Annotated in this window: 20 protein-coding genes; 9 read left to right on the plus strand and 11 right to left on the minus strand. The window is 71.9% G+C overall.

What is annotated here, in order from left to right:
• Nucleotides 1–57 precede the first annotated feature (57 nt).
• A complete protein-coding gene (locus ACRWND_RS20515; RefSeq protein ID WP_431951482.1) occupies nucleotides 58–1,056 on the plus strand; it encodes a phosphotransferase family protein in 999 nt (332 codons plus the stop codon).
• A gap of 222 nt (nucleotides 1,057–1,278) precedes the next feature.
• Here the strand turns inward: ACRWND_RS20515 and ACRWND_RS20520 are convergent, their stop codons facing one another.
• Nucleotides 1,279–2,250 carry an alpha/beta fold hydrolase gene (locus ACRWND_RS20520; RefSeq protein ID WP_431951444.1) on the minus strand — a complete coding sequence of 324 codons (972 nt, stop codon included), beginning with the start codon at nucleotides 2,248–2,250 and terminating at the stop codon, nucleotides 1,279–1,281.
• Between the two features lie 15 nt (nucleotides 2,251–2,265).
• Nucleotides 2,266–2,625, minus strand: a complete 360-nt coding sequence (locus tag ACRWND_RS20525; protein WP_431951446.1) for an FAD-dependent monooxygenase — start codon at nucleotides 2,623–2,625, stop codon at nucleotides 2,266–2,268.
• 234 nt (nucleotides 2,626–2,859) lie between these two features.
• On the opposite strand from ACRWND_RS20525, the gene ACRWND_RS20530 reads away from it, so the two are divergent.
• Both ACRWND_RS20530 and ACRWND_RS20535 read left to right on the plus strand, forming a co-directional pair.
• A complete protein-coding gene (locus ACRWND_RS20530; RefSeq protein WP_431951448.1) occupies nucleotides 2,860–4,707 on the plus strand; it encodes a BTAD domain-containing putative transcriptional regulator in 1,848 nt (615 codons plus the stop codon).
• A gap of 302 nt (nucleotides 4,708–5,009) precedes the next feature.
• Nucleotides 5,010–6,029 carry a helix-turn-helix domain-containing protein gene (locus ACRWND_RS20535; protein WP_431951450.1) on the plus strand — a complete coding sequence of 340 codons (1,020 nt, stop codon included), beginning with the start codon at nucleotides 5,010–5,012 and terminating at the stop codon, nucleotides 6,027–6,029.
• A 121-nt stretch (nucleotides 6,030–6,150) separates the two neighbouring features.
• On the opposite strand, the gene ACRWND_RS20540 is transcribed toward ACRWND_RS20535, so the two are convergent.
• Both ACRWND_RS20540 and ACRWND_RS20545 read right to left on the minus strand, forming a co-directional pair.
• Nucleotides 6,151–10,368, minus strand: coding sequence for a Kelch repeat-containing protein (locus tag ACRWND_RS20540; RefSeq protein WP_431951452.1), 4,218 nt, complete (start codon nucleotides 10,366–10,368; stop codon nucleotides 6,151–6,153).
• A 256-nt stretch (nucleotides 10,369–10,624) separates the two neighbouring features.
• Nucleotides 10,625–11,422, minus strand: a complete 798-nt coding sequence (locus ACRWND_RS20545) for a CAP domain-containing protein (RefSeq protein WP_431951454.1) — start codon at nucleotides 11,420–11,422, stop codon at nucleotides 10,625–10,627.
• 342 nt (nucleotides 11,423–11,764) lie between these two features.
• Here ACRWND_RS20545 and ACRWND_RS20550 point away from each other — a divergent pair, with 342 nt between their 5' ends.
• The 4 genes from ACRWND_RS20550 (at nucleotide 11,765) to ACRWND_RS20565 (ending at nucleotide 15,145) form a co-directional block, all read left to right on the plus strand.
• Nucleotides 11,765–12,235, plus strand: coding sequence for a cation:proton antiporter regulatory subunit (locus ACRWND_RS20550; RefSeq protein ID WP_431951456.1), 471 nt, complete (start codon nucleotides 11,765–11,767; stop codon nucleotides 12,233–12,235).
• A 4-nt stretch (nucleotides 12,236–12,239) separates the two neighbouring features.
• Nucleotides 12,240–13,457, plus strand: a complete 1,218-nt coding sequence (locus tag ACRWND_RS20555) for a cation:proton antiporter (protein ID WP_431951458.1) — start codon at nucleotides 12,240–12,242, stop codon at nucleotides 13,455–13,457.
• Nucleotides 13,458–13,535: 78 nt separating this feature from the next.
• Nucleotides 13,536–14,483 carry a sensor histidine kinase gene (locus ACRWND_RS20560; RefSeq protein WP_431951460.1) on the plus strand — a complete coding sequence of 316 codons (948 nt, stop codon included), beginning with the start codon at nucleotides 13,536–13,538 and terminating at the stop codon, nucleotides 14,481–14,483.
• A 2-nt stretch (nucleotides 14,484–14,485) separates the two neighbouring features.
• Nucleotides 14,486–15,145, plus strand: a complete 660-nt coding sequence (locus ACRWND_RS20565) for a response regulator (RefSeq protein ID WP_431951462.1) — start codon at nucleotides 14,486–14,488, stop codon at nucleotides 15,143–15,145.
• A gap of 82 nt (nucleotides 15,146–15,227) precedes the next feature.
• On the opposite strand, the gene ACRWND_RS20570 is transcribed toward ACRWND_RS20565, so the two are convergent.
• Nucleotides 15,228–16,130 carry a DUF3626 domain-containing protein gene (locus ACRWND_RS20570; RefSeq protein WP_431951464.1) on the minus strand — a complete coding sequence of 301 codons (903 nt, stop codon included), beginning with the start codon at nucleotides 16,128–16,130 and terminating at the stop codon, nucleotides 15,228–15,230.
• A 221-nt stretch (nucleotides 16,131–16,351) separates the two neighbouring features.
• Complete coding sequence (locus tag ACRWND_RS20575; protein WP_431951466.1) at nucleotides 16,352–17,950, minus strand: MDR family MFS transporter; 1,599 nt, start codon at nucleotides 17,948–17,950, stop codon at nucleotides 16,352–16,354.
• A gap of 155 nt (nucleotides 17,951–18,105) precedes the next feature.
• On the opposite strand from ACRWND_RS20575, the gene ACRWND_RS20580 reads away from it, so the two are divergent.
• Complete coding sequence (locus tag ACRWND_RS20580; RefSeq protein WP_431951468.1) at nucleotides 18,106–18,708, plus strand: TetR/AcrR family transcriptional regulator; 603 nt, start codon at nucleotides 18,106–18,108, stop codon at nucleotides 18,706–18,708.
• Nucleotides 18,709–18,868: 160 nt separating this feature from the next.
• Here the strand turns inward: ACRWND_RS20580 and cobF are convergent, their stop codons facing one another.
• Entirely contained in the window at nucleotides 18,869–19,636 is a 768-nt protein-coding gene (gene cobF, locus ACRWND_RS20585) for a precorrin-6A synthase (deacetylating) (RefSeq protein WP_431951470.1), read from the minus strand.
• A gap of 445 nt (nucleotides 19,637–20,081) precedes the next feature.
• Here cobF and ACRWND_RS20590 point away from each other — a divergent pair, with 445 nt between their 5' ends.
• Nucleotides 20,082–20,861 (plus strand): CAP domain-containing protein, encoded by a 780-nt coding sequence (locus ACRWND_RS20590; protein ID WP_431951472.1) that lies wholly within the window; start codon nucleotides 20,082–20,084, stop codon nucleotides 20,859–20,861.
• Between the two features lie 150 nt (nucleotides 20,862–21,011).
• On the opposite strand, the gene ACRWND_RS20595 is transcribed toward ACRWND_RS20590, so the two are convergent.
• The 4 genes from ACRWND_RS20595 to ACRWND_RS20610 form a co-directional block, all read right to left on the minus strand.
• Complete coding sequence (locus ACRWND_RS20595; RefSeq protein WP_431951474.1) at nucleotides 21,012–22,355, minus strand: 6-phospho-beta-glucosidase; 1,344 nt, start codon at nucleotides 22,353–22,355, stop codon at nucleotides 21,012–21,014.
• Nucleotides 22,352–22,537, minus strand: a complete 186-nt coding sequence (locus ACRWND_RS20600; RefSeq protein ID WP_431951476.1) for a hypothetical protein — start codon at nucleotides 22,535–22,537, stop codon at nucleotides 22,352–22,354. Before ACRWND_RS20600 ends, ACRWND_RS20595 begins: the two co-directional genes overlap by 4 nt.
• Nucleotides 22,538–22,622: 85 nt before the next feature.
• Nucleotides 22,623–23,390, minus strand: coding sequence for a hypothetical protein (locus tag ACRWND_RS20605; protein WP_431951478.1), 768 nt, complete (start codon nucleotides 23,388–23,390; stop codon nucleotides 22,623–22,625).
• Between the two features lie 464 nt (nucleotides 23,391–23,854).
• Nucleotides 23,855–25,424 (minus strand): phosphoketolase (locus tag ACRWND_RS20610; RefSeq protein WP_431951480.1); only part of this gene is annotated, 1,570 nt, incomplete at its 5' end.

Raw genomic sequence — 25,424 nt, forward strand, 5'->3', positions numbered from 1 at the left:
ATTCGGCTGACCACTGACCATTGCCAGAGGGACATCTGAACCAGGAGCATGGATACGATGCTCCGAGTGGACTACCGACCCATCGAACGCAATACAGGCGACTTCCAGCAGTCGATGAGCGCCAACGACATTCTTGCGGTCAGCCGCGCAGCTTTTGGCGCGGACACCGAAGTGCGCTCTGCGGTCGAGCTCGGCAACAGCTACTACAACAACACCTACAGGGTGGACATCGGGCAGGACCGACCGGTCATCCTGCGGGTTGCCCCCGAGCCCTCGCGGCAGGCTCGGGCGGACCCAGAGCTGATGCGCAACGAGTACGCCAGTGTGCCATTCCTCACGCCGGTGTCCAGCCTGCTGCCGCGCACTCTCGCAGTCGACTTCACGCACCAGGTGATCGGCCGCGACTACCTGTTCCAAACGCTTCTCGACGGGGCACCCGCAGTCTCCGCGCTCGGCTCCTACCCTCTGTCGTCGCACACCGCGTTCTACAGCGATCTCGGCGGCATCACCCGCACGATCCACCGGGTACGCGGGCCCGGCTTCGGCCGGGTCGCCGGTCCGACATACGAGCGGTGGAGTGACGCGCTGCTGAGCTGGTTCGACCTCGCCGCTGCGGATCTCAGTCACAACGGGCTCGAGGCGGGCGATATCGGCAGACTGATCGAGGTAGTCGACCGCAACCGTGCCCTGCTCGACGAGGTCACGGAGCCGAGGCTGCTGCACGGTGATCTCTGGGTCGGCAACACGATGCTGGCCATGGACGCACCAAAACCGACCGTAACGGGCGTATACGACTGCGACCGCACGTGGTGGGGAGACCCGGAAGCGGACTGGCCGATCTACTTGGCGCTGCGCAAACCAGGCAGCGAGCGGGACGCGTTCTGGGAGGGTTACGGCCAGGTCGGACAGACCGAGCAGGCCCGCTGGCGGGCCTTGGTGTACGAGGCCAAACACGCGACAGCACTGTTGTTGGAGTACAAACGTTTCGGCCTGCACGAAGAGCTCGGCAAGACCTACGCCGAAATCCGGGGCCTGATCACCCGGCTGGCCGCATGAGCTGCGCCTGCGGAAGAACGATTGCGGTCCGCGCCGGCGCGGGGGAGGCAGCACACCTGCCCACGACCTCCTGGACGCCGAAACGGCCCGCCAGAAGAACCGGGGGCCGTCAGGAAGGACTCGGGGGCAGAGGTGATCGACCCGGAGTACGGACCGGCCGTCAGCCGTCGTCGTCAGTCGTCAGTCGTCAGTCGTCAGTCGTCAGTCGTCAGTCGTCAGTCGTCAGTCGTCAAGCGTGGCCACGAGTTCATCGAGAGCCTGGTCGACCGATGTGAGGAGGATCGACACGTGCCCATGTCCCTCGAGCAGGCGCGCGGTTGCCCCAGGAATCCGCTTCGCCAGCCACTCGCCATGGCCGATGGGCGCCGCCAGGTCGTCGGTTCCGTGCCAGACGGTGACGGGCACCGCTATCTCCTCGACCGAGAACCCCCAGGGTGCGAGGTAGGAAAGCGTCTCGTCGACCCATCCGTCGACGCCGTTCCGCAGGCTCTCGGCCCAGCTCGCACCGATGTCTGCCGCCAACTCCTCGGTCGCGAGGGCTCGGTCGGCTGAAGAGAGCAGACCCATCAGGATCTCCCGCACCTCCCCGGAGCCGGCGGAACGCATTCCTTGAGCTTGCGCCTCCATCGAGGGGCGAATGGCCTCTTCGCCTTCCAGCGCCGCCCTGAACTCCTCCACGTTGTCCTGGCCCATTCCGGCGAAGAACTTCTCCCCCAGCTCCTCGTACGGGGCCACACTGCACATGACCGCCGCGCCGGTGACCCGTTCCGGCAGCCGGGCCGCGGCAGCCAGGGTGTGGGGGCCGCCACCGGACCACCCGAACTGAAGCGAACGGGAGGCTCCGAGATGGTCCAGGACGGCGGCCACATCACTCACCGAGTCCACGACCGAACGGCCGGCCAGGCGCGTGGAACCGCCGACACCAGGTCGCGAGAACGACACCAGGCGCAGCCCCCGCTCGTGTGCGGCGCGCTTCAGGAAACCGAACTGCTCTCCCGAGGTCGACGAACCGTGATGGTAGACAAGGGGAATCCCGTCGGAAGGCCCGGAGACCTCCACGTCAAGAACGCGTTGGCCCGGCAGGGATATGGTGAACACTTCCATCATCTCCAGTTGTGCAATTGACGTCGTTTCACGGAGAGGCGAATCCGTTGCGATGCGCGGTGTTCTCTGACGGAGCATTGCCTTCCCCATGCAGTTGAGGGGCGATCATGATGCGGGTGCACGGCGTGGCCGCGGACGGTTCCTCGGCATCGGCGTCGAGATCACTCCCGCCCAAGATCGTTCGGCCTCGTAGCGGCGTGCGGCGCCGGCAACGCCCCCTGCCGCACCTCGGTGCGCCGCAGCCTGGAGGTCGTCGAAGACCTCCAGGCTGCGCGGGTGCGGCCCCTTCACCCGCGAACCGGTGGCGGGTGCGGCGGCCGCGTCGACGATGCGGACTGCGACCCCCCGGCGCGCCAGGTCGCACGCCGCGACAAGGCTCACCGGCCCTCCTCCGACGCTCAGTACCTGGCGGTGAGGGGTGTTCCCGTGCTGGGTGTAGCTCAAAGCTGATCCTCTTCGTCGCATCACAACGGGTTCCGCACCCACTGCGAACGTAGCGGCGCCTTGTCAACGCGATATACATAGAAACGATGCGAGCATGACAATCCCGTCGCGGCCGCCATGCCGGACAGGCACCGGCGCGCGGCGCACGTTTGCGTATCCTGGACCCGACCCTGCATATGCGTTGTGAGGTGAACCGTCCATCGGGGCAGCCGGCACGACGGCAGGCACACGGGTGGATGAAGGAGACCGTTCCGGATGGATCTGCACTTCGCTGTGCTCGGCGGAATACGGGCGCGACGAGAAGGCAGCGAACTCGATCTCGGTTCGCCGCAGCAGCGCGCTGTCCTGGCCCTCCTGCTGCTTCGCCATCCGCACGCCGTGCCCCTCGGCGAACTGGTCCATCAGATGTGGGGGGAGAACGCTCCCGCTCACGCGGGCGGAACGGTCAGGACCTACGTCCACCGGCTGCGCCGGACACTGGCGGCGGAAGGAGACCCGGGTCGTGACGCGGTCCTCGTGTCACGGAACGGCGGCTACTCGCTGCGCGAGCGTACGCTGGATCTGGACCTCGCCGTGTTCCGGAAAGAGATCGAGCGCGCGCACGGCGCTCGGAAGGCCGGAGACGTCGCCGTGGCGGCGGAGCACCTGCGCGCGGCGCTGGCACTGTGGCGGGGACCGGCGCTGTCCGGAGCCCACGGAGAGTTCGTCCTGGAGGCCAGAGGCAGACTGGAGCTGGAGCGGCTGGCGGCGCTCGAGGAACGCATGGCCTGCGATGTGGAGCTCGGGGTCCCTCCCGGTCTGGTGGAGGAGATCGCCTCCGAGGTGGAGCTCCATCCGTTCCGTGAACGGCTGTGGGAGCTGCGGTTGCTCGCCCTGTACCGGACCGGCCGGCGAGCAGAGGCACTCTGCGCCTACCGCGAGGTGCGGGACCTTTTGGACGCCGAGCTCGGGGTCGACCCCGGTCCGCGACTGCGGTCGCTTCACCAGCGCGTTCTCCGAGGCGATCGCGATCTGAGCCGTCCTGCCCCCTCGGCTCCGGCGAGGCCGGCACAACTGCCCGCCGATCTGCCGGGCTTCGTCGGCAGGTCGGCCGAGATCCAGGAGGTCTCCGCCTTGCTCTCGGGGAACGAGGCAAGTCCTGTGGTGGCGGTGACCGGACTCGCCGGATACGGGAAGACGGCCCTCGCCGTCCATGTGGCCCATTGTCTGCGCGACCGCTATCCGGACGGCCAGGTCTTCGCCGATCTCGACCCCTGGAAGGAGGACCGCCAGGATGCGAGCGCTGTCCTCCTGGGGTTCCTGCGGGCGTTCGGCCTGGCCCGGAGCGAGATCCCCGAGGGACTCCATGAGCGCGCCGCCCTGTGGCGGGCGACCCTCAGCGACCGACGCGTGCTCGTCCTCCTCGACAACGCCGAGGACGGGGACCAGGTCAGGCACCTGCTGCCGGGGAGCCCCGGCAGCGCGGTCATCATGACCACAGGTGTCCGCAGGATGGACCTGCCGAACGCCCACTGGGTCACCGTGGGCCAGATGCGGCTTCCGGACGCGGTCGACCTGCTCGGTGCTCTCGCGGGCAGGCAACGCCTGCTCCGCGAACCCCAGGCGTCCACCGCACTGGCCGACGCCTGCTCGGGACAGCCCCTGGCCATCCGGGTGGCCGCGAGCAGACTGCTGACACGACCGCGGTGGACTGTCGGTGAAGTGCAGCGTGATCTGGTGGGGAAGCTGGGAGACGTCGCCAGCATGCACGACGACTGCCATGTCGTGGGCGATCGGCTCCGCAGGGCCGAGCGCCGCCTCACCCCCGTGGCGACCGCCGTGTTCCGGCTGGCCGCCGCCCTGGGCCACGAGGACATCACCGTCGACGTGGCAACGGCCGTCCTGGGCCTCCCGCGTCGTCAGGTGGTCACAGCGCTCGAGCAACTGGTCGACTCCCACTTCATCGACACCGTGGCACCCGGTGTCTACCGCTACCGCCGCCTTGTCAAGGCGTTCGCATGGCGGCAGGCGCAGTTGCACGACCGGGCGGGCTGCGAGGCGGTACTGCGGCGCACCGGGCGGTCGCGGGGCGCGCGGCAGACACAGCCGCCGCTGTCGCAGTGACGGACGTGCCCGCACGACCGGACGGCGATCGGCAGGGCATCCGCAGACGACCGGGCCTCGGCCCGAGCCGTCGGCCGGGCCGGTGACGTCAGCGCAGCGTGCGGCAACCCCCGGAGCCGCCGCACCTGGCCGCCTACGGGAATCCCGCAGTTCTGGAACCGCGTGACTGCGGGTGTCCCGCAGTCACACCCGTGGACCGTCCACGACCACTGCAGAACGTTACGGTGGCAGCAAGGGGTCCCCGGCATCGCCCGTCGAAGGCTTCAGGGACCCACGGGCTCCTGGCCGTCCGGGAGGACATCGTGGCCCAAGCCTTCTGCACCGACACCGCGCCACCCGCCGAGCGGCACGAGTACTGGACGGACGCCGTGGGAAAGGCGTTCATCCCGTTGGAGGTCCGCACGCGCGGGAAGATCGGCATCCACGGCGCCATACGCCAGGCGTGCCTGGCGGACGTCCAGATCGGAACCCTCCAGGCGAGCCCGCAGCGGATGGCGCGCACCGGGCCGCTCATCGACGCGGGCGGCGACGGCCCGCTGGTCGTGAGCCTTCACAGGGCCGGGGCCGGCGTCGCGACCCAGGACGGGCGAGAGATCCCGCTCATGGCCGGCCGGCTCGTCCTCCTCGACGCCCGCAAGCCCTATGAACTGGACTTCGCCGGCCCCGTGCGGCAGCACCTCGCCACAGTCCCGCGCGAGTTGGTCGATCTCCCCGACTCGGCACTGCGCCTGGCCACGGGCCGGGCCTTCTCTCCCGAACGGGGCGTCAGCGAAGTTCTCGCGTCGTACGTGGACGCACTCGCCACGCTCACGCACCGCTGCACCTGCGCGCCGAACCAGTGCGGCTGCGCCCCGGCGTCCAAGGAATTCCTCCGGCAGGGGATCGTCGACGTGCTGACGGCTCTGGTCGCGCTGGAGGGGTCCACTGAAGACCACGGCGCGGTGGAGCGAGCCCTGCTGCCGCACGTCCGCGCCTACATCCGCGCCCACCTGGACGATCCCACCCTCTCCCCGGCGTCGATCGCGGCGGCGCACCAGATCTCCGTCAGCTACCTCCACCAGCTCTTCCGCGACGAACCCACCACCGTCGGCCGGTGGATCCAGCGCCTCCGGCTCGAGGCCTGCCGCAAGGACCTCATACGCCCCGAACTCGCCGGGCTGACCGTGGCGGCCGTCGCGCACCGCCGGGGCTTCGTCAGCCACTCGCACTTCAGTCGCGCCTTCCGGGCCGTCTACGGCCTCTCCCCCGCCGAATGGCGGCAGGACTGCCTCCCGGGGGCCGGGGCCCCGCAGGAGCGGTCCGACGGTGCACGGGGTGCGTGAGCCCACCGTGACGAGTAGAGCTCTCCGAGGACGTCCCGGACGACGCGGTGGAGCGCGCGCTCGGGCCCGGCTCCGCTCGGCGAAGCGCCGGCAGGATCACGCGAACCGGCGCCTCGGGGCACTATGCCCGCTTCAGAGTGACGTCGTGGACGACGGCGACCCCCTTCTTCAGACGGACGGTGGCCGCGGTGGGCCGGTACCCGTCCTTGGCGACGATGACCGTCAGCGGGTTCTCACGGGTGTCGAGCCACAGTCCGAACGTGCCGTCCTGGCGCGTGGTCAGCGTGTGGGAGCCGGTCCAGCTGTCGATCTGCACGGTGGCGCCGGCCAGGGGGGCGGTGCCACCCGCGGTCGTCGCCCCGAGGATCGTTCCTCTGATGCTCCCCCAGGTCTTCGGCGGGTCGACATGCAGCACGACGGGGATGTCGGGCAGTGCGTAGGGGGTGTCGGTGAACAGGGCCAGCCGGGCGCCGTAGTCGCCGGGCTGGGCGACCTCCAGTGCGGCCGTGTCGAAAGTGAGCGTGAGCACCGTCTTCTGGCCGGGGGCGAGGGTGATCTTCTTGGCGGACTCGCCGAGCCAGCCGACCTCCGACAGCCCCTCCTGGTCGTAGCCGGGCAGCAGCTCGACCGTGGAGGTGGGAGCGAGCTCGTAGGCGCTGACGGTGCCGCCGACCTTGTAGAAGCCCGTCGCGCCGCCGCTTCTGAACGTGGGGGTGTTGGCGTTGGGCAGGGCGCTCCACGTGCCCGTCGCGGGGTCGAGGGCGAAGCCCTCGTTCGTCAGCCGGCTGTCCTCGGCCACCCCGCTGGAGATCAGCAGCAGGCCGTTGGCGGCGGTGTGCGCCGCCCCCCACAGCGGGATCGGCATGTCGGGCAGGGACGACCACCGGTCGGTGGCGGGGTCGTAGACGTACGCGGAGGACACCGCGACGGCGCCTCCGCTCTCCCCTCCGGCGCAGTAGATCTTCGTCCCGATCGCCGCGCAGGACTGCCAGGCGATGGGCTCCGGATAGGAGGCGATCTCGGACCAGCGGTCCTGCTTCGGGTCGTAGACCAGGGCGTCGGTCGTGCCGCAGCTCTCGGCCGAGCACCCCCCGATCATGTACAGCTTCCCGTCGAGGACGGTGCTGCCCGATCCGGCGTAGGCCCTGGGCGCCTTGGCGCCGTCGGCCCACCTGTTGGTGACCGGGTCGTAGATGTCCAGGCCCGGGTCGATGCCGCCGGTGCTGTCGCCCCAGCCGCCCGCGGCGTACAGCTTGCCGTCGATGAAACCGTGCGCGGGTGCGCGGCGCGGGTGCGCGGACGCGGTGAGCCGGGTCCAGGCGCCGGTGTCGGGGGAGAGCCGGTACAGGTCGCCGGTGTCCTCCTCCCCGTCGTACCCGTACGCCGAGTAGACCGTGCCGTCGTGAGTGTCGACGGCGTTGTCCATGACGCTCACGGGCAGGTCGGTGACGGGCTTCCAGGCATCACCCGAGGGCCCGGCCTCGGCGGAGGCGGAGGCCGAGGCGGAGGCGGAGGCGCGTCCGCCGATCCCGGTGGTTCGGCCGTCGATCGGCGCGGGGCGCCGGTCGCCGGCGGACGGCGCGGGCGGGCGCTGGGTGACGCGCCGCAGGGGTGCGCCCTCCTCGGTGTTGCCGGTGCCCGCGCGTTCGGAGAGCGTCAGGGTCGCCGGGGCGCCTCCGGTGTTGGTGACGGTCAGTCTGCGGGTCGTGCGCTTGCCCAGGACCGCGGTCGCCTCGATCGGTTCGGTGGCCAGGGACAGTTGGCCGGCCACGAGTTTCCAGGTGGAGGAGACGGCCGTGTCGGCGAGGGCCGTGACCGCCTTGGTCCGCTCGGTGTAGTGCGGTGCCGCTGCCGTGAGGGTGTGCCGGCCCAGGGGCGCGACCAGGGTGAAGAAGCCGTCGCCGAGGTTCGAGTCCTCGGGTGTCGCCGCCGTGGTCGCGCTCAGGTCGGGGGAGGTGACGGCGGCGGACGCCACCCCCGCGCCGGTGTTGGCGTCGCTGACGGTTCCGTTGATGAGACCGGCCGGGGTGGGCGTGAGTTCCCTGCCGCCGACGAAGACGTTGTCCACGGCCCACCACAGCGCGTAGGCGCCGGTGTAGTGGAACCGCAGGCGGACGGAGGGCTTGCCCGCGTAGGCGCTCAGGGGGACGTCGAAGTGTCTCGGGCCGGCCGCGTCCGTGGTCAGGGACCGGATGTTCGTCCAGGTCGCGCCGTCGTCGGTGCTGGCGTCGAGGTCGGCGGTCTGGCCGGGGAAGGGCACGAGGTCGGTGTCGAAGGCCACCTCGGGGACCGCCACGTCGGTGAAGTCGAACGGCGGACTGACCAGGCTGGAGTCCTGGGACGCGGTGTAGCCGTAGTAGTCGCTGTCGACCACCGCGAAGCCCCCGTCGCCGCCGGTGGTGTTGGACCGTCCTGCGGGGTTGTCGAAGGTCCAGCCGCCTTCGGTCCCCTCGGCGTTGACGACCGACCAGCCCTGCGGCGCGGAGTCCGCCCTGGTGAACTCCTGGGTCGGGCCGGTCAGCTTGGTCGTGTAGGCGGGGCCGCCGGCCGACCAGACGTCGGCGGGGACCGGAACGTCGAGTTCCTGCGCGGCCGTTCCCTGCGGGATCTGCCGGACGACCTCCCGGTAGCCGGGGAGGGAGGCCGTGATCCGCAGGGTGTGCGCGCGGTTGCGCGGAAGCGTGAGGCTGTACGCACCGGTCGCGGGGTCGCTCCACACCGGGCCGCCGGGCGAGCCGTCCACGACGATCTTGGCGTAGAGCGGCCAGCCGTGCCCGGAGCCGTCGGTGATCCGGCCCGAGATCGTGCGACTCGGCACCGTGCGGAGGGCGTAGTCCCTGGTCAGGGTCGCCCCGTCGGCGATCGTGACATCCGCGGTGGTGGCGTTCGCGTAGCCGAAGGCCTCGACGTTGATGTCATAGGTCCCGGTCGGCAACGGCAGGATGTAGGCCCCGGAGGCGTCGGAGTGCACCACGACGTCACCGCCCGAGACCGCGGCGCCCGCCACCGGCTTTCCGGTGGCCGAGTCCGTGATCGTTCCGGAGATCTCCCCGTGCGGTCCGCCGCGGAAGGCGCCCACTCCGCGCGGCGTTCCGAGGCCGGTCGGTCCGTCGTAGCCCGGGCCCGCGGTGCACAGATAGGAGGAGTCGCACTCGCCGTTCGACCCGCTGGTCACGTCGTTGAGGCCGTTGGAGGCCGCATAGGGGTAGGAGTTGGGGTAGCTGTCGGCCGCGGGCGTGCCGGCGACCGCGTAGACGCCGGCGATGATCGGCGTGGCGGCGCTGGTCCCGCCGTAGACCTGCCAGCCGCTCTGGCCGTAGCTCTGGTAGACCGCGACGCCCGTGGCGGGGTCCGCGACCGCCGAGACGTCCGCGACGGTACGCCGGGGGCAGCCGGTGTCCTTCTGGAAGGCCGGTTTCGCCTGGTAGGCGGAGCACCCCGAGCCGGTGCCCTTGGCGCCGTTGCTCCAGACCGACTCCGACCATCCGCGGGGAGTGTTCGGATCACGGACGAGGGAGGTGCCGCCGACCGAGGTGACATAGGGGGAAGCGGCGGGATAGGGGACCCCGTAGTTCAGGTCGCCCGCGGCGACGACCATGGCGACGCCCGGGTGGTTGTAGTGCGGGTCGGTGGTCTCCGCGGGGTCCTCACCACCCCCGGGAAGGCTGTCGTAGTAGGAGCCGTAGGAGTTGGAGACGGCCGTGGCGCCGAGCGCGACCGCCTGGTCGACGGCTGCCCCGAGGTTGTCCCGGTCGGCGCTGTCGGCCTCGACCAGCAGGATGTGCGCGTTCGGGGCCACGGCCGAGACCATGTCCAGATCGAGCGCGATCTCCCCGGCCCATTCGGGATCGGGCTGCGGGTAGTCGGTGCCGCCGCGCTGGTCGACCTTGCGGAAGCAGCCGTTGCCGGTGGTGCAGGGCGGCAGCCCGTACTGCTCCCGGTACACGGCCAGGTCCTGCTCGGCGGTGGGAGCGTCGTACGCGGCGACCACGGCGACGGTCTGGCCCGCGCCGCCGCCTTCCGGCAGGTCGTATGCGCTGCGCAGGTCGGCGGGGCCGTACCCGGTCGGCTGCGAGGTCCGCTTGGCGGCGGGGAGGTCCGTGCGGCGCAGGGCGAAGCACGCGTACTCGTTCTTCTTCGGTACGGAGCAGGAGGGCTCCATGGACAGGCCGTCGTCCCTGGCGGTGTTCGCGGTCTCGCGATGCGCCCCGTCTGCCGGCGTCTGCGCGGTGGCGGACGCCTGCGTCCCCAGCAGGGTGAGCAGCGACAGGCCGAGCGCCGTCAGGCCGGCGGTGAGTCCGTGTCGTCCGGAGCGTGTGGGCTTTCTCGGTATGTACAACCAACCGTTCCTGTCTGTCCGGTGAGGCAACGTCAACTGTGCGGTCGGCGGCGACGAATGAATCCATTCATCGCCGGCCCCATTAGACATCGCTCGCCCCGGCGAGGTGGCGCGTTGAGCCGATCGCGGTGAATCTCGGGGAGCGGCCCCCGAGCGGTGGGCGGTGCCGGACGGACGCGGAAGGACGGCGGAGGGACGCGACGGGACGGCGGAAGGACGCGGAAGGACGGCGGAAGGACGGCGGAAGGGCGGCGGTTCAGCGGGGCGTGCCGAAGTCCTGGGTCCACCAGGGGCCCCCGGACGTGGTGTTCACGCCGACGCCGATCTGCTCGAAGGCGCAGTTGAGGATGTTCGCCCGGTGTCCCTCACTGTGCATCCAGGCGTCCATCACGTCGGCGGCGGTCCGCTGGCCCACGGCTATGTTCTCGCCGAGGGTCGACCACCGGTAACCGGCCGCCTCGACCCGCCCCGCCATGGTGGACCCGTCGGGACCGGTGTGGGAGAGGACTCCCGAGCGGGCCATCACGTCCGTGTAGTCCTGGGCGGCCTCGGTGAGCCGCTCCTCGAGCGTCACCGGACGGCATCCGGCGGAAGCACGCGCGTCGTTGACCAGCCGGACGATCTGCGCGACCACCGGGTCCTCGCCGTCGGCGGTCGCCGTGGCTGTCGTCGCGGCCGTCGTCGGGCCTTTCGTCACACCCGTGGTCGACGGGACCACCGTGCGGGTGGGCGTGGCGGAGGCCGTGGGCGTCCGGGTGTGCCGCGGCGTCGGCTCGCGCCGCCGCGGTTCCGTGGACGCGCTGGGGCTCACGGCCGTCGGGCCGGGGCTCGGGACGGCGGTCTCCGGGGGCGCCTCGGCCGCGACGGGAGCGGCGCCGTCGGCCCGGTCCCCGGCCACCGCGAAGGCCTTCTCCTTGCCGCCTGCGTCGTTCCCGAACTGGGCGCCGGCCCCGACCAGGGATCCCGCGGCCACCGTCGCCACCGCGGCGGCCAGCGGCCAGGACCGCGCCGAGGGTGCGCGGCGGGCGCGGCGGCGTTTCCTGTGGGAACTCATGCTCGGGATACCTCCGTCAGGACGGGACTGCCGCACCGGGCCCGTCACAACGCCGTGAGCCCGGCACTGCGACCGACCCTAGGCGCGCCGCCCCGCACAACTACCGGTCCCGGAACGGATCTTCAAGCGCGGAAAGGGCCGCCCCCGGATGAGGCACCAGCTCCCCGGCCTGCGCCTCCTCTCGGTGTGGGAAACGTCACAGCGGTCCGCGATGGGTGTCAGCACCCATACCGGCCCGCTTCGCCCGGATGAAAGGATGAGGCCCGCTGGGGGCGAAACGGACAAGGAAAGGGGCGGCGCCGCGCCGTCCGTGAAGGGAACAGAGCTGTGCCTGCTCCGCGGATGAGCACGACACCACTACCGGGCATCGGTGTCCGGTACGACCTCACCACGCGGGACCGGCGCCATCTGTCGGTCGTCGCCCACCGCGACGGATCGCGCACGGTGAACATCTACCGCGCCGACGACCCCGACGCGTGCGCGCAGTCGCTGCGGCTGTCCGGGGCCGAGGCCACATCCCTGATCGACGCGCTGATGCCGACGCACCACAGCCCGAACCTGCTGCACACCACCGACCTCGGACTGGTCGCGGAGCGGATAGAGCTGTCCGCCACCTCGCACTGGAACGGCCGTCTGCTCGGCGAGACGCGGATGCGCACGGACACCGGCGCCTCCATCGTCGCCGTGCTGCGCAGGGCGGACGCGATCCCCTCCCCCACCCCGGACTTCCGCCTGTCCGGAGGCGACACCCTGATCGTCATCGGTACCCGCGAGGGCATCGAGGCCGCCGCCGCCATTCTCGGGCGGGAGTGAGCCCTTGCACTCCGCGGTCTTCCTCATCGAGTTCGGCGCCATCATCCTCGGTCTCGGCCTGCTCGGCCGGGTCGCCGGGCGACTGCGCTTCTCTCCCATCCCCCTCTATCTGCTGGCAGGTCTCGCCTTCGGCGAGGGCGGCATCCTCCCGCTGGGCACCAGTGAGGAGTTCGTGGCGATCGGCGCCGAGATCGGCGTCATCCTGCTGCTGTTGATGCTGGGCCTGGAGTACACCGCGAGCGACCTGATCGGGAACCTGCGGACGCAGTACCCCTCCGGTCTGGTCGACATCGCGTTCAACGCCCTGCCCGGCGCGGCGGCGGCGCTTCTGCTGGGCTGGGGGCCGGTGGCCGCGGTCGTCCTGGCGGGTGTCACGTGGATCTCGTCCTCCGGGGTCATCGCCAAGGTCCTGGGCGATCTCGAACGGCTCGGCAACCGCGAGACACCGGTCATCCTGAGCATCCTCGTCCTCGAGGACCTGGCGATGGCGGTGTACCTGCCGATCCTCACCGCCCTGCTGGCCGGTGTCGGCTGGGCGGCGGGCAGTGTGACGCTGGCCGTGGCGCTGGGCGCCGCGGGCCTGGTGCTGCTGATCGCGGTCCGCTTCGGGCGGGTGATCTCCCGGTTCGTCTCCAGCGACGACCCGGAGAAGCTCCTGCTGGTCGTTCTCGGCCTGACGCTGCTGGTGGCGGGCATCGCCCAGCAACTGCAGGTGTCGGCGGCAGTGGGGGCGTTCCTGGTGGGCATCGCGCTGTCCGGGGAGGTCGCCGAGGGCGCCCACTCGCTGCTGAGCCCGCTGCGCGACCTGTTCGCGGCCGTGTTCTTCGTCTTCTTCGGTCTGCACACCGACCCGGCGAGCATCCCGCCGGTCCTGCTGCCGGCGCTGGCACTGGCGATCGTCACCGCGCTCACCAAGATCGCCACCGGCTACTGGGCGGCGCGCCGCGCCGGAGTCGCGGCGCCGGGCAGGTGGCGTGCGGGCGGCGCACTCGTGGCGCGGGGCGAGTTCTCCATCGTCATCGCGGGACTCGGGGTCACGGCGGGCATCGAGCCCGCGCTGGGCCCGCTGGCGACGGCGTACGTCCTGCTGCTGGTCGTCTTCGGCCCGCTGACGGCTCGCTACACCGAGCCGCTGGCCAACGCCCTCTCCGGGCGCCTGGCCCGGGCGCGCAAGAGCGGGGCCGAGCCGGAGCGGACGCCCTCCCCCGTCACCGGGGACTGACCTCCGCCCTGGTGCGCCCCGCACGGCGCGCCACGGCGGTTCCCGTTCCGCGCGACACCCGAGAGGAGGACCTGGCCCGTGTCGCTGTTCTGGCGGATCTTCCTGCTCAACGTCGTCGTGCTGACGGCGGCGGCGATACTGCTGCTGGGTCCGGTCACCGTCTCCTCCCCCGTCCGGCCCGCCGAGGCGGCGGTGATCCTGGCGGGCCTGGTCGTGATGCTGGTCGCCAACGCCGTGCTGCTCCGCGTCGCGCTGGCGCCGCTGCGCCGGCTGACCCGAGCCATGGCCGCGGCGGACCTGCTGCGGCCCGGGAGCCGGCCGGCCGCCGCCGGGCACGGCGAGATCGCCGAACTCATCACCACGTTCAACACCATGCTCGACCGGCTGGAGAGCGAGCAGGCGGCCGGCAGTGCCCGTGTGCTCTCCGGCCAGGAGGCCGAGCGGCAGCGCATCGCCCAGGAGCTGCACGACGAGGTCGGGCAGACGCTCACCGCGGTGCTGCTCCAGCTCAAGCACGTCTCCGAACTTGCCCCCGGCCCGCTGCGCGAGGAGCTGCACCAGGTCCGCGAGACCACCCGCGGCAGCCTGGAGGAGATCCGCCGCATCGCCCGCCGGCTGCGGCCCGGAGTTCTGGAGGAGCTCGGCCTGCCCAGCGCGCTGCGGGCGCTGACCGCCGAGTTCACCTCCCCGGCACTGGCGGTGGGGCTCCGCCTCGACCCCGAACTGCCCGCCCTGGACGAGCAGACCGAGCTGGTCCTGTACCGGGTCGCCCAGGAGGGCCTGACCAACACCGTGCGCCATGCCCATGCGGGCCGGGTGGACCTCCGACTGGTACGCACCGCCGAGGGTGCACGCCTGACCGTACGCGACGACGGCAAGGGCCTCGGCGCCGCCCCGGAGGGCGCCGGGATCCGGGGGATGCGCGAACGCGCGCTGCTGGTCGGGGCGCGCCTCGCGCTGGGTCCGGGACCCGGTGGCGGCACCGAGGTGCGGCTCGACGTACCCGTGCGCGAGGAGGACCACTGACCGTGCCCGGGGCGACGAAGACCCGCATCCTGCTCGCCGACGACCACGCTCTGGTGCGCCGCGGCGTGCGGATGATCCTCGACGACGAACCGGACCTGAGCGTCGTCGCGGAGGCCGGGGACGGCGCCGAGGCCATCGAGCAGGCCCGCGCCCACGAACTCGACCTGGCCGTACTCGACATCGCCATGCCCCGCCTCACCGGGCTCCAGGCGGCGCGCGAACTGTCCCGGCTGCGGCCCGGTTTGCGGACCCTCATGCTGACGATGCACGACAACGAGCAGTTCTTCTTCGAGGCCCTGCGCGCGGGGGCCAGCGGCTACGTCCCCAAGTCCGTCGCCGACCGCGACCTCGTGGAGGCCTGCCGGGCGGCGGTGCGCGACGAGCCGTTCATCTATCCGGGGGCGGTCACCGCGCTGGTGCGCAACTTCCTGGAACGCGCCCGGCAGGGCGAGCCGCTGCCCGCGCGAGCCGTCACCGACCGGGAGGAGGAGATCCTGAAGCTGGTCGCGGAGGGCCACACCTCCAAGGAGATCGGGGACATCCTCTACATCAGCGCCAAGACGGTCGAGCGGCACCGCGCCAACATCCTCCAGAAGCTGGGCCTGCGCGACCGCCTCGAGCTCACCCGGTACGCGATCCGGGCCGGTCTGATCGAGCCGTGAGCGGCCACCGCCTCGCGGCCTCGTGGGGATCGACGGTTCTTCAGCCCGGGACCGTTCCCACAGCCCCTCCGGCACCAGCCCGTCAACGAAGGCCGTCGAGTACTGTCCCCTCCACCGGTGCCGGAGTCACCGGTCCGCCACTGGCCTTCCATCGCGCCCCGAACCGCGCCAGGTAGTGCCACACCTTCTTGACGGCCTGCGGGTCATGGAGACCAGCACGTGCGGCATCTCCGACGATCCGAGGATCGAGCACGCCGTCGACCGCGACCTGCGTGCCCAAGGCGACGTATTCCTGGCCGCGGTAGTCCGGGTGACGTCGGAGTTCTTCAACCCCGAGCCGGAAGCCGGGGTGCCACTCCACCGGGCAGCCAAGACGCAGTGCCGCAGCCTCGACTGTCGTGCCTCGGTAGCAGGGGTCCAGGACCAGCGCCTCAACGTCGGCACTCGGCCGGACCGGCCCATGCACCTGCGCCTCGATGTAGTCGTCAAGCTCGTCCTGACGATCAGCGAGGGCAAGCCCGATGAGCCCCATGCGGTCCGCGACACCGAAATCCGAAGGTTCGAGGAAACTGTCCGGGTAGCAGAACGTGGTCCGCGCCAGCGTCTCGGCAGCCAGCCGGAAGTGAGCGGAGCCGAACCGCGGCGCCCCGCCGACTGGTTTGCGACGGAAATTCAACGCCCCGTAGACGGGCCGTTCATGAGGGGTCGCTTCGTCGTACGCCCCGTCGAAGATCCGGCTCTCCCAGCGCCACCGGTCGCCGCCCGGATACGCGGTCAGTCCGCCGTTGCTGGTCCCCGTGACGAACTGCGAGCGATAGACGCCGTCCTCGGCCATGGCGTCCAGGATCGGCTTGCCGCGCAGCAGACGGTCCGGGTGGAAGTTGAGGGTCACCCGCAGCGCCGGGTCCATCGGAGGGCCCGACGCCAGGTCACCGACATGCCGAAGGGCCCGTTCCTGCGATGTCTGGGAGGCTGCGGAGTTCATCGGCACAGTGTTCCCCGACGTGATCGATCAGTGCACGTGGATTGTCCACCGACAGCCCGGTCCGGCGTCACGGACCGTCGATCGCCCAGCGAGACGATCTCCTAGCGGATCCGCTCTCGGCGTGGAGCGACGACCGCACTTGGCCGCGCCTCGGTCCCGGGCCGTCCGTGGCCGGGGCGCGGTCCACGACGCCCCGGCCCGCGGCATGGCGCGGTAGTGGATCAGGGCGCCTCAGCCGGTGTCGGGCCCGACGTGGCGGTGTTCTGCGCGCCGTTCGGCGGTCCTGCCGTGCGGAGCGGGGTCTCGACGACGCAGAGCGCCGCGACGAAGGCGGCCGCGCACAGAGCGGCCCCGGTGAGGAAGATCTGGTGGGTGCCGCCGGTGACCGCCCTGAGGTAGGCGTCCCGGGCCCCCGCGGGCAGGCGGGCCAGTGCGTACGCCTGGCTCCCGGCGCCGCCGGCGGCGCCGGGAAGGTGGGACCGGACGCTGCGGGTGAACAGGGAGCCGAAGACGGCGACGCCCAGGGATCCGCCCAAGGAGCGGAAGAGCGTGACCGCGCTCATGGCGGCTCCCATGTCGCGTAGGGAGACGCTGTTCTGGGCGATGGTGCCTGCCATCTGCTGGGTGAGGCCGAGCCCGGTACCGAGGAGAACCATGTAGCCACAGGTCAGGAGCCTTGGTGTCCCGGTCCCCATCGTCGCGAGAAGCCCGAGTCCGACGGTGAGGAAACCGGCGCCGAGGACGGGGAAGATCTTGTATCTGCCGGTGGCGGACATGACCTTGCCCGCGACGGTGGAGACCACCACGACGGGGATCATCAGCGGCAGCATCGCGAGACCGGAGTCGGCGGCCGAGGCGCCCTGTACGGTCTGCTGGAACAGCGGCAGGTAGAGGCCGGTGCCAAAGGTCACGACTCCGGCCGCCAGCAGCAGGAGGGTCGCCAGCGGGAAGTTGCGGTGTCCGGTGAAGATCGCCAGCGGCAGTACCGGCTCCGCGGCCCGCCGCTGCACGCGGACGAACAGGGCCAGTCCGAGCACGGCGACGGCGCCCGCGGTGAGGATCTGCCAGGAGCCCCACGCGTAGGTGGTGCCGGCCCAGGTGGCGGCCAGCACGGTCGCGCTGATCGTGACGGTCAGCAGGGCGATGCCCGGCCAGTCGGTCCTCGCCCTGACGCGCCGGGCGGGTACGTGCAGCAGCCGCCACAGCCACGCCAGGGCGAGCAGGCCGAGCGGCAGGTTGACGTAGAAGGCCCAGCGCCAGCCCCAGTGCCCGGTGACGAGGCCGCCGATCAGCGGACCGCCGATGGCCCCGGCGGCCATGACGGAGGCGGTCATGCCCTGGTACCTGCCGCGTTCGCGCGGCGGTACGAGAACGGCGATGAGAGCGAAAGCGCCCGCGCCGACGCCGCCCGCGCCGACGCCCTGCAGCGAGCGACTGGCGATCAGTTCGGACATGGACCGGGAGGCGCCGCAGAGCGCGGAGCCGACGAGGAACACGACGATCGAGGCCAGATACACCGGCTTGCGGCCGTAGAGGTCGCCGCACTTGCCCCAGATCGGGGTGGTCACGGCGGTTGCCAGGGTGTAGGCGGTCACCACCCAGGAGATGTGCTCCAGACCGCCGATGTCGCCCACGATCGTGGGCATCGCGGTGCCCACCACCATGGTGTCGAACATCGACAGCAGCATGGCGAGCATGACGCCGGCCAGCACCCAGCGGACGTTCCTGGGCGGGCCTTCCGTGGCCGTCGCGAAGCCGGCAGGGGACGCCGGAGGCGTCGGAGACACTGCAGACGTCGACGGCGGTGGAGACGTGGACATGGCGAAGTCGCTCCCTCAGAGGCGTGAGGCAGAAGAGGAGGGGAGGCCGGCGGCCGGTAGGGCCCGACGGCGACCACGCCACAGAAGCACAACAACTCTAAAAGTGCAACGACTCTACTTTTTGATTGGACTCGCATCGGGGTAGGGTGGCGGGCATGGGAGCGACACAGATCCGCGAACCGCAGACACCGGGACGCCGCGAGCGCAAGAAGGCGGCGACCCGCAAGGCCATCGCCGACGCGGCACTGCGCCTGTTCCTGGATCGCGGCTACGAGAACGTGGGAATCCGCGAGGTCGCCGACGCCGCCGATGTCTCGACCGCCACGCTGTTCAAGCACTTTCCCAGCAAGGAGGCGCTCGTCTTCGACATGGACGCCGACCGGGAGACGAGCCTGCTCGACGCCGTCCGCAAGCGCCCCGCCGGACAGCCGATCCTGTCCGCACTCCGGGAATACGTCCTGGCCAGGGCCGACGTCTCCCAGGACGCGGGGATGGCGCGGTTCATCGAACTCATCGACACGACCCCGGCGTTGAGCGAGTACGCGCACCGCATGTGGATGCGGCACGAGGACGCGCTCGCGCAGGCCGTCAGCGAGGCGAGCGGCGCCCCCCAGGGCGACCCCACCTGTCGGGCGCTGGCCCATTTCACCCTCGAGGCCGCCGCCCTCGCCCGCACGGGCGGCGATCCCCGGACGGCCGTCGAGAGCGCCTTCGACCTCCTGGAACGCGGCTGGAACACAGCCCGTCCAGGCGTCTGACGCCACGAGGACGGGCCCCGTCCCCTCCAGCCGCACCGTGGAGCGGGGCGCGCGCTCCGCGCGACCCGGCCGGGCGGCTCGCCCCGGGGCCGGCGCCCCGGGTTGCTCGCCGGCCACCCCCGGGGCGCTCCGGAACCGGCCGGGCGGGCTCCGCGCCGGCTCAGCCGGTGCTGTCGGGACGGCGGCGCAGCAGATAGGTGTCCATGATCCAGCCCTTGCGTTCCCGGGCCTCGGTGCGGGCCCGGAGGATGCGCTCCGAGGTCTCGGCGAGCGGGCCCGAGATGAGGATCTCGTCCTCGGTGCCGACATACGCGCCGTAATGGATGTCCAGGCCCTCCGGGTCGATCTCAGCGAAGGCAGCGCGGCCGTCGAGCATGACCACCACGTCGTCGGCGTCCTTCGGGAATCCCTCGGCGAGGCGGCGGCCGGTGGTGATCTGCAGGGGGCGGCCGACCCGGGTCAGGGTGAGCCGGTGCCGGGCCGCGAGGGCGGCGACGCTGCTGATGCCGGGGACGACCTCATGGGTGAAGGAGCCGGGCCGCCGGGCGAGAACCTCCTCGACGACGGCGATCACGCTGTCGTAGAGGGAGGGGTCTCCCCAGACCAGGAAGGCGCCCGTCTCGCCGGGGCCGAGGTGGGCGTCGAGGAGGTCCGCCACCAGGTCGGCGCGGCGGCGGCGCCAGTCCTCGACCGCCTCCGCGTAACCGGGTGCGGCGCGGTCCCGCTCGGCGTCGGGGACCTCCACCAGCCGGTGGCCGGGGCGCGCGTGGTCGTCGAGCATCTGCCGGCGCAGGCGGATCAGGTCCTGGCGCTCCTCCGGCTTCCCCAGGACGAGGAAGACGTCCGTACGGGCGATCGCTTTGACCGCCTGAAGGGTGAGGTGTTCGGGATCCCCCGCGCCGATGCCGATGACAAGGATGTGTCGCATGCGGTGATTGTGCCGTGCGGTGCGACGGCGACGGCCACCGCGGCAACTGTTCCGGGACGCCCTGTGAGGTCCCTCACGCTGGATGGGGTGGTTACGGTGCTTCTTAGTAGCCGGGGCGCACACACCATATAGCTGCTATCCATGACGAAATAGGACATATTCCGCACAGGGGGCGACAGCCGTCGAGACCACGCGACACCATGGGCGAAGCCTCCCCAGGGGCATAGCTTCTGACTGATCATCAGGTTGTCTCCGAGTGCCGGGTCCGGCCACCGGACACGCCCGGACGCCCGGTGCAAGAGGCGCCGCCGCTACGAGTGCGCGTAGTAACGATCTTTCATTGCCCGAAGTCCGGGGCCGTCCACACAATGGCCGGGCCCGCCAGCCGCCGCGGCTCACACGGGTTGTGAACTCGCACGCCGAACCCTTGAGTGAGGTCTCGCTGATGACGAAGAACCGCCGGGCGATGCCCTTCCGGAAGACCACCGTCGCCGTCCTCGCCGTGGCCGCCGCGGGCGTGCCGTCGGTGGCCATGGCCTGCGTCGGCGCCCAGCAGGGCCCCCGTTACGGCGGCCCCCGGGCCCAGAGCCCCTCCCAGGCCGCTTCCCAGGTTCAGACCGAGGTCAAGGGGCGCGGGGACCACGGCGCCTGGGGCGGGTCGTGGAGGGGTTCCGCGGGCGGGTTCGCCGATCTGTCCTCCGGTGGGACGTGGACGAAGCGCGGCCCCTGGTGGGGCGGGAAGCCGTCCTGGGCGTCCGCCGCCGCACCCGCGGCGCCGGCCCCCGCGCCCTCATCGGCGCCGTCCGCCGCGCCGGCCTCCCAGGCCGCGAGTTCGGGCGCGGCGCTGAAGGGAGCCCCGGCCACCGTCCTCAGCCTGGTCAACAAGGAGCGGGCCAAGGCCGGCTGCACGGCCCTGAAGGCCAACCCCAAGCTGACCGAGGCCGCGCAGGACCACAGCAAGGACATGGCCTCCCAGCACGCCATGTCGCACACCGGCTCCGACGGTTCGTCCCCCGCCGACCGCATCTCCTCCGAGGGCTACGACTGGAGCCGTTACGGCGAGAACGTGGCCTACGGCTACTCCTCCGCGTCCAGCGTGATGCGCGCCTGGATGGCCAGTCCGGATCACAAGCGGAACATACTGGACTGCTCCTTCAAGGAAATAGGGATCGCGCTGGCGCAGCCCGGGAACTACTGGACGCAGGACTTCGGCGCCGCGCGCTGAAGCCGCCGCCCAAAGGCCCGCGCCGGTGGCGCGCGTCTCGAAAGCGATGGCGGCCACGAGCCGTGGGCACGGAGGCGGATGACGGAACCGGCGTTTCGCCGGTTCCGTCAACCGCGCGCTTGTTGGCGCGCGCCGTCGGCCGCGTCCGGCTCAGTCCCGGAGGTAGGCCAGGCCGGGAAGGCGCTCGCGGTAGCCGTCGAGAAGCCGCCGGGCGACGGCCACGGAGTCCACGAGCGGATGGAGCGCGAAGGCGCGCAGGGCGGCGGCCCGGTCGCCGGTGGTGGCGGCGGCGATGACGTCGCGTTCGACCGCCTTGACGGTGGTGACCAGGCCGACGGCGTGTCCGGGCAGCGGGTCGCCGACGACCGGGCGGGCGCCGTTGGCGTCGACGTGGCAGGGCACCTCGACGACGGCCTCCGCGTCGAGCGGTTCGAGGGCGCGCCGGTTGCGGACGTTGAGGATCAGGGTCGTCCGCTCGTCGAGGGCGATGGCCCGCATGAGGGCGAGGGCGACCTTCTCGTAGCCGCCGGACTCCAGGTCGTCCGCGTCGCGTTCGCCCGCTCCCGCGGCTTCCCGGACGTCCGCCCCGTAGGTGGTCTCGCGTTCCAGGCGGGCGGCGTCCCAGGCGGCGAAAGGCTCGGTGCCCGGGGCCCGCATCGTGTCGTAGAAGCGCCGCTGCTGCTCCAGGAGGAAGGCGCCGCGGGTGTGCTCGGCGCCGCGGGCGGCGGCGACGGCCTCGCGGGTGGAGTAGTAGTAGTTCAGGTACTCGTTGGGCACCGAGCCGAGGGCGCGCAGCCAGTCGGCGCCGAAGAGCCTGCCCTCCTCGAAGGAGGCGAGCGCCCCGTCGTCGGCCAGCAGTCGCGGAAGCAGGTCGACGCCGTCGACGCGGACCGCCCGCAGCCAGCCGAGGTGGTTCAGTCCCGCGTAGTCGAGCCGGGCGCGGCCGGGATCGACGCCGAGGGCTCGCGCCACGCGCCTGCCCAGGCCGACGGGCGAGTCGCAGATGCCGATGACGCGGTCGCCGAGGTGGCGGGACATCGCCTCGGTGACCAGGCCCGCGGGGTTGGTGAAGTTGATGACCCAGGCGCCGGGGGCGAGCCGCGCGACGCGGCGGGCGATGTCGACGGCGACGGGGACGGTGCGCAGCCCGTAGGCGATGCCTCCGGCGCCGACCGTCTCCTGACCGAGGACGCCCTCGTCGAGGGCGACGTGCTCGTCGACGACGCGTCCGGCGAGGCCGCCGACACGGATCGCGGAGAACACGAAGTCGGCCCCGGTCACCGCCTCGTCGAGGTCGGTGGTGACGGTGACCTCGGGCGCGTCGGGGCGGTCCCGCGCCTGCCGGCGCAGCACCCTGACGACGGCGTCCAGGCGGGCTGGGTCCAGGTCGTGCAGGGCGACGTGGGTGACGCGCCCCTCCGCGCGGTCCTCCAGCAGGGCGCGGTACACCAGCGGGACGCGGAAGCCCCCGCCGCCGAGAATCGTGAGCCTCATACCTCGACCACCTCCACCCCGGCCTCGCGCCGCGAGGTGCGGGTCGTCGTGTCCGCCGGGGCATCGGTCACCACGGCGCCGATGCCCTTCGTGCCCCCGCCCGTCAGAGCCGTGCCGGTGCGACGTAAGCCCCGCCTCGCGCGCCGGGCGCCGGACCGGTCCATGTCGTTGGGCGGCGGCACGGCTCGAACCCTACCCGGGCGCTCGGCGAAGTCAATCAAGGGCGGACCCGTCCCTCGCGGCCCCGTGCCAGGGCCTGCGGGGCGGTCATCCCGTGCGCACGGTGACGACGCCGGCCCGGGTGGTCGCGGTGATCCGGTACGGCGACGAGGGGTCGGTCGGCGCGTCCACCTGCCGCATCCCGACCTCGGCCGTGGCCCGGACGTCGTAGGAGCGGCCCGCGGGCACCGTGACCGTGACCGCGCCGTTCCCGGTGCCGGCGTCGACATCGTACGGAGCGGCGGTGAACGCGGCCTCGACCATGCCGTTCCCGCTCCTGAGCGTCGCCTCGCGGGCGCCCAGCGAGACGCCCTTGACCGTGCCGTTGCCGGTCGTGAGGTTCAGCGTCCCGGTCAGTCCCTCGACGTCCACGTCGCCGTTGTCGAGCCTGACGGTGACGGGGACGGCGGCCGGGACCGTCACCGTGAAGTCGACCCGGCAGGGGCTGGCGCCGCCGCAGCCGGACCCGGTCAGCTCCAGGGTGCCGTCCTTCACCTGGTGCCCGGTGGTGGGTTCGACGGCGCCGTACTCCAGCGTCTCCACCACCGACACCGGACCGCTCCCGGCGGTGACGCGCACCGTGCCGTTCACATTGCGCACGCTCAACGCCTTGACGCCGGACACCTCGTACGCGTGCGGCCGGGGGGAGGGCGCGCCGCCTGTCGAGCCGCTGCCCGCTGGGGGCACGGAGGGCGAACCGGGAGCGGGGGACGCGGGACGTGCCCGCTCGCCGCCGCCTCCCGCGTCGCAGGCGACGAGGCACCCGACCGCCATGAGGGCGGACACGGCCGCCACGGCCCGCCGACTCGTCACCACGCCTCGCTCCTCGCTGTCGGCACCGGACCCGCCCTGGCGGATCATATCGCCGCGAACACGGCATTCCCGATCCTCCGCAGGGGTGAGCCGCCGACCTTGTCGCGGGGCGTCGGTACCCGTGCGTCCCTCGCAGTGGAGCAGGCATGAGCCGGCGGGCTCGGTGACCGCCGCGACGGCCGCGACGGTCATCACCGAGTCCCTGTGGCCCGCGGTTTTCGGAGTGGTGCGGCGGGGGGACTCCACATGGCACGACCGGGCGCCGCCGGCGGTGCTCGGTCGTGCCGTCGATCGCGGGGGCACTGGCCCTGGCCCGGTTCGGAGAGGCGGACCAGGGCACGGCAGGCGCGCCCTTGAGGCCGAACGGGTGCGACCGGCGGCGCGCCGTCGGTCGCCGTCCCTCGGGGGTCGACCGCCGGACGGGTGCGCCGGACGAGCCCCCGGCGGCGGGCCCCGGCGTCAGCCGGTCACTGCCCGGTCCAGGTCCAGTCGACGACCTCCGGCAGGTCCACGCCGTGCTCGCGGATCCACGCGTGGTGCCGCAACCGGGCGTCCTCCATGAGCTGCCATACCGGGGCGGCTCGCACCGCGAGCCCCGGCACACGGTCGATGACGTCCATGACCAGCCGGAAGCGGTCGAGGTCGTTGCGGACGACCATGTCGAAGGGCGTGGTGGTGGTTCCGATCTCCTTGTAGCCGCGCACATGCAGGTGGGCGTGGCCGGCACGGCGGTAGGCGAGGCGGTGGATGAGCCACGGATAGCCGTGGTAGGCGAAGATCACCGGCTTGTCGCGGGTGAAGAGCGCGTCGTACTCAGCGTCCGCCATGCCGTGGGGGTGCTCCTCCTTGGGCAGGAGCCGGGCGAGATCGACCACGTTGACCACGCGTACGGCGAGCTGGGGCAGGAGGCGGCGGATCAGCGAGGCGGCCGCCATCACCTCCAAGGTGGGGACGTCCCCCGCGCAGGCGAGGACGACGTCCGGCTCCCGCGTGCCGTCCTCGGTGCCCGCCCACGGCCACACGCCGGCGCCGCGGGCGCAGTGGGCGCGGGCGGCGTCGAGGTCGAGCCAGTCGAAGGTCGGCTGCTTCCCGGCGACGACGACGTTGACGTAGTCGCGGCTGTGCAGCACGTGCTCGGCGATGGACAACAGGGTGTTGGCGTCCGGCGGCAGGTAGACCCGCACGACCTCGGGCGCCTTGTTGAGGATGTGGTCGATGAAGCCGGGGTCCTGGTGCGAGAAGCCGTTGTGGTCCTGCCGCCACACGTGCGAGGTCAGAAGGTAGTTCAGGGAGGCGATGGGGCGGCGCCAGGGCAGCGCCCGGGTGGTGCGCAGCCACTTGATGTGCTGGTTGACCATCGAGTCGACGATGTGGACGAAGGCCTCGTAGCAGGAGAAGAACCCGTGCCTGCCGGTGAGGAGGTAGCCCTCCAGCCAGCCCTGGCAGGTGTGCTCGGAGAGGATCTCCATGACGCGGCCGTGCCGGTCGAGGTTCTCGTCGACGGGCAGGATCTCGGACTGCCAGGCCTTCCCGCTGGCCTCGAAGACGGCCTGGAGCCGGTTGGAGGCGGTCTCGTCGGGGCCGACGAGCCGGAAGTCGCGGCGTTCGGCGGTGTCGGCCATGACGCGTTCCAGCAGGCCGCCCAGGATGCGGGTGGGCTCGTGCCGGGTCACGCCCGGCTTGTCGAGCGCGACGGCGAACCGCTCCAGCGGCGGCACGGGCAGGGCCCGCAGCAGCAACCCGCCGTTGGCGTACGGGGTGGCACCGAGGCGCAGGTCGCCCTCGGGGACGCAGGCCAGCACCTGAGCCGTGGGGGCGCCGTGCTCGTCGAACAGCTCCTGCGGCCGGTACGAGCGCATCCACTCCTCGAGCTGCCGCAGATGCTGCGGGTTGTCGCGGACGGCCGCCATCGGCACCTGGTGGGCGCGCCATGTGCCCTCCACGGGCAGGCCGTCGACCTCGGCAGGGCCCGTCCAGCCCTTGGGCGTGCGCAGCACGATCACTGGCCAGCGGGGGGGGACCCGCTCCCCCCCCCCC

It is taken from the genome of Actinacidiphila sp. bgisy167, from assembly GCF_965342175.1.
Taxonomy (GTDB): Bacteria; Actinomycetota; Actinomycetes; order Streptomycetales; family Streptomycetaceae; genus Actinacidiphila.

Coding starts and splice junctions, on each gene's coding strand:
- ACRWND_RS20515 (WP_431951482.1), top strand. CDS start 58: ATGCTCCGAGTGGACTACCGACCCATCGAACGCAATACAGGCGACTTC.
- ACRWND_RS20520 (WP_431951444.1), bottom strand. CDS start 2,250: ATGGGGAAGGCAATGCTCCGTCAGAGAACACCGCGCATCGCAACGGAT.
- ACRWND_RS20525 (WP_431951446.1), bottom strand. CDS start 2,625: ATGCGACGAAGAGGATCAGCTTTGAGCTACACCCAGCACGGGAACACC.
- ACRWND_RS20530 (WP_431951448.1), top strand. CDS start 2,860: ATGGATCTGCACTTCGCTGTGCTCGGCGGAATACGGGCGCGACGAGAA.
- ACRWND_RS20545 (WP_431951454.1), bottom strand. CDS start 11,422: ATGAGTTCCCACAGGAAACGCCGCCGCGCCCGCCGCGCACCCTCGGCG.
- ACRWND_RS20550 (WP_431951456.1), top strand. CDS start 11,765: ATGAGCACGACACCACTACCGGGCATCGGTGTCCGGTACGACCTCACC.
- ACRWND_RS20570 (WP_431951464.1), bottom strand. CDS start 16,130: ATGAACTCCGCAGCCTCCCAGACATCGCAGGAACGGGCCCTTCGGCAT.
- ACRWND_RS20575 (WP_431951466.1), bottom strand. CDS start 17,950: ATGTCCACGTCTCCACCGCCGTCGACGTCTGCAGTGTCTCCGACGCCT.
- ACRWND_RS20580 (WP_431951468.1), top strand. CDS start 18,106: ATGGGAGCGACACAGATCCGCGAACCGCAGACACCGGGACGCCGCGAG.
- cobF (WP_431951470.1), bottom strand. CDS start 19,636: ATGCGACACATCCTTGTCATCGGCATCGGCGCGGGGGATCCCGAACAC.
- ACRWND_RS20590 (WP_431951472.1), top strand. CDS start 20,082: ATGACGAAGAACCGCCGGGCGATGCCCTTCCGGAAGACCACCGTCGCC.
- ACRWND_RS20595 (WP_431951474.1), bottom strand. CDS start 22,355: ATGAGGCTCACGATTCTCGGCGGCGGGGGCTTCCGCGTCCCGCTGGTG.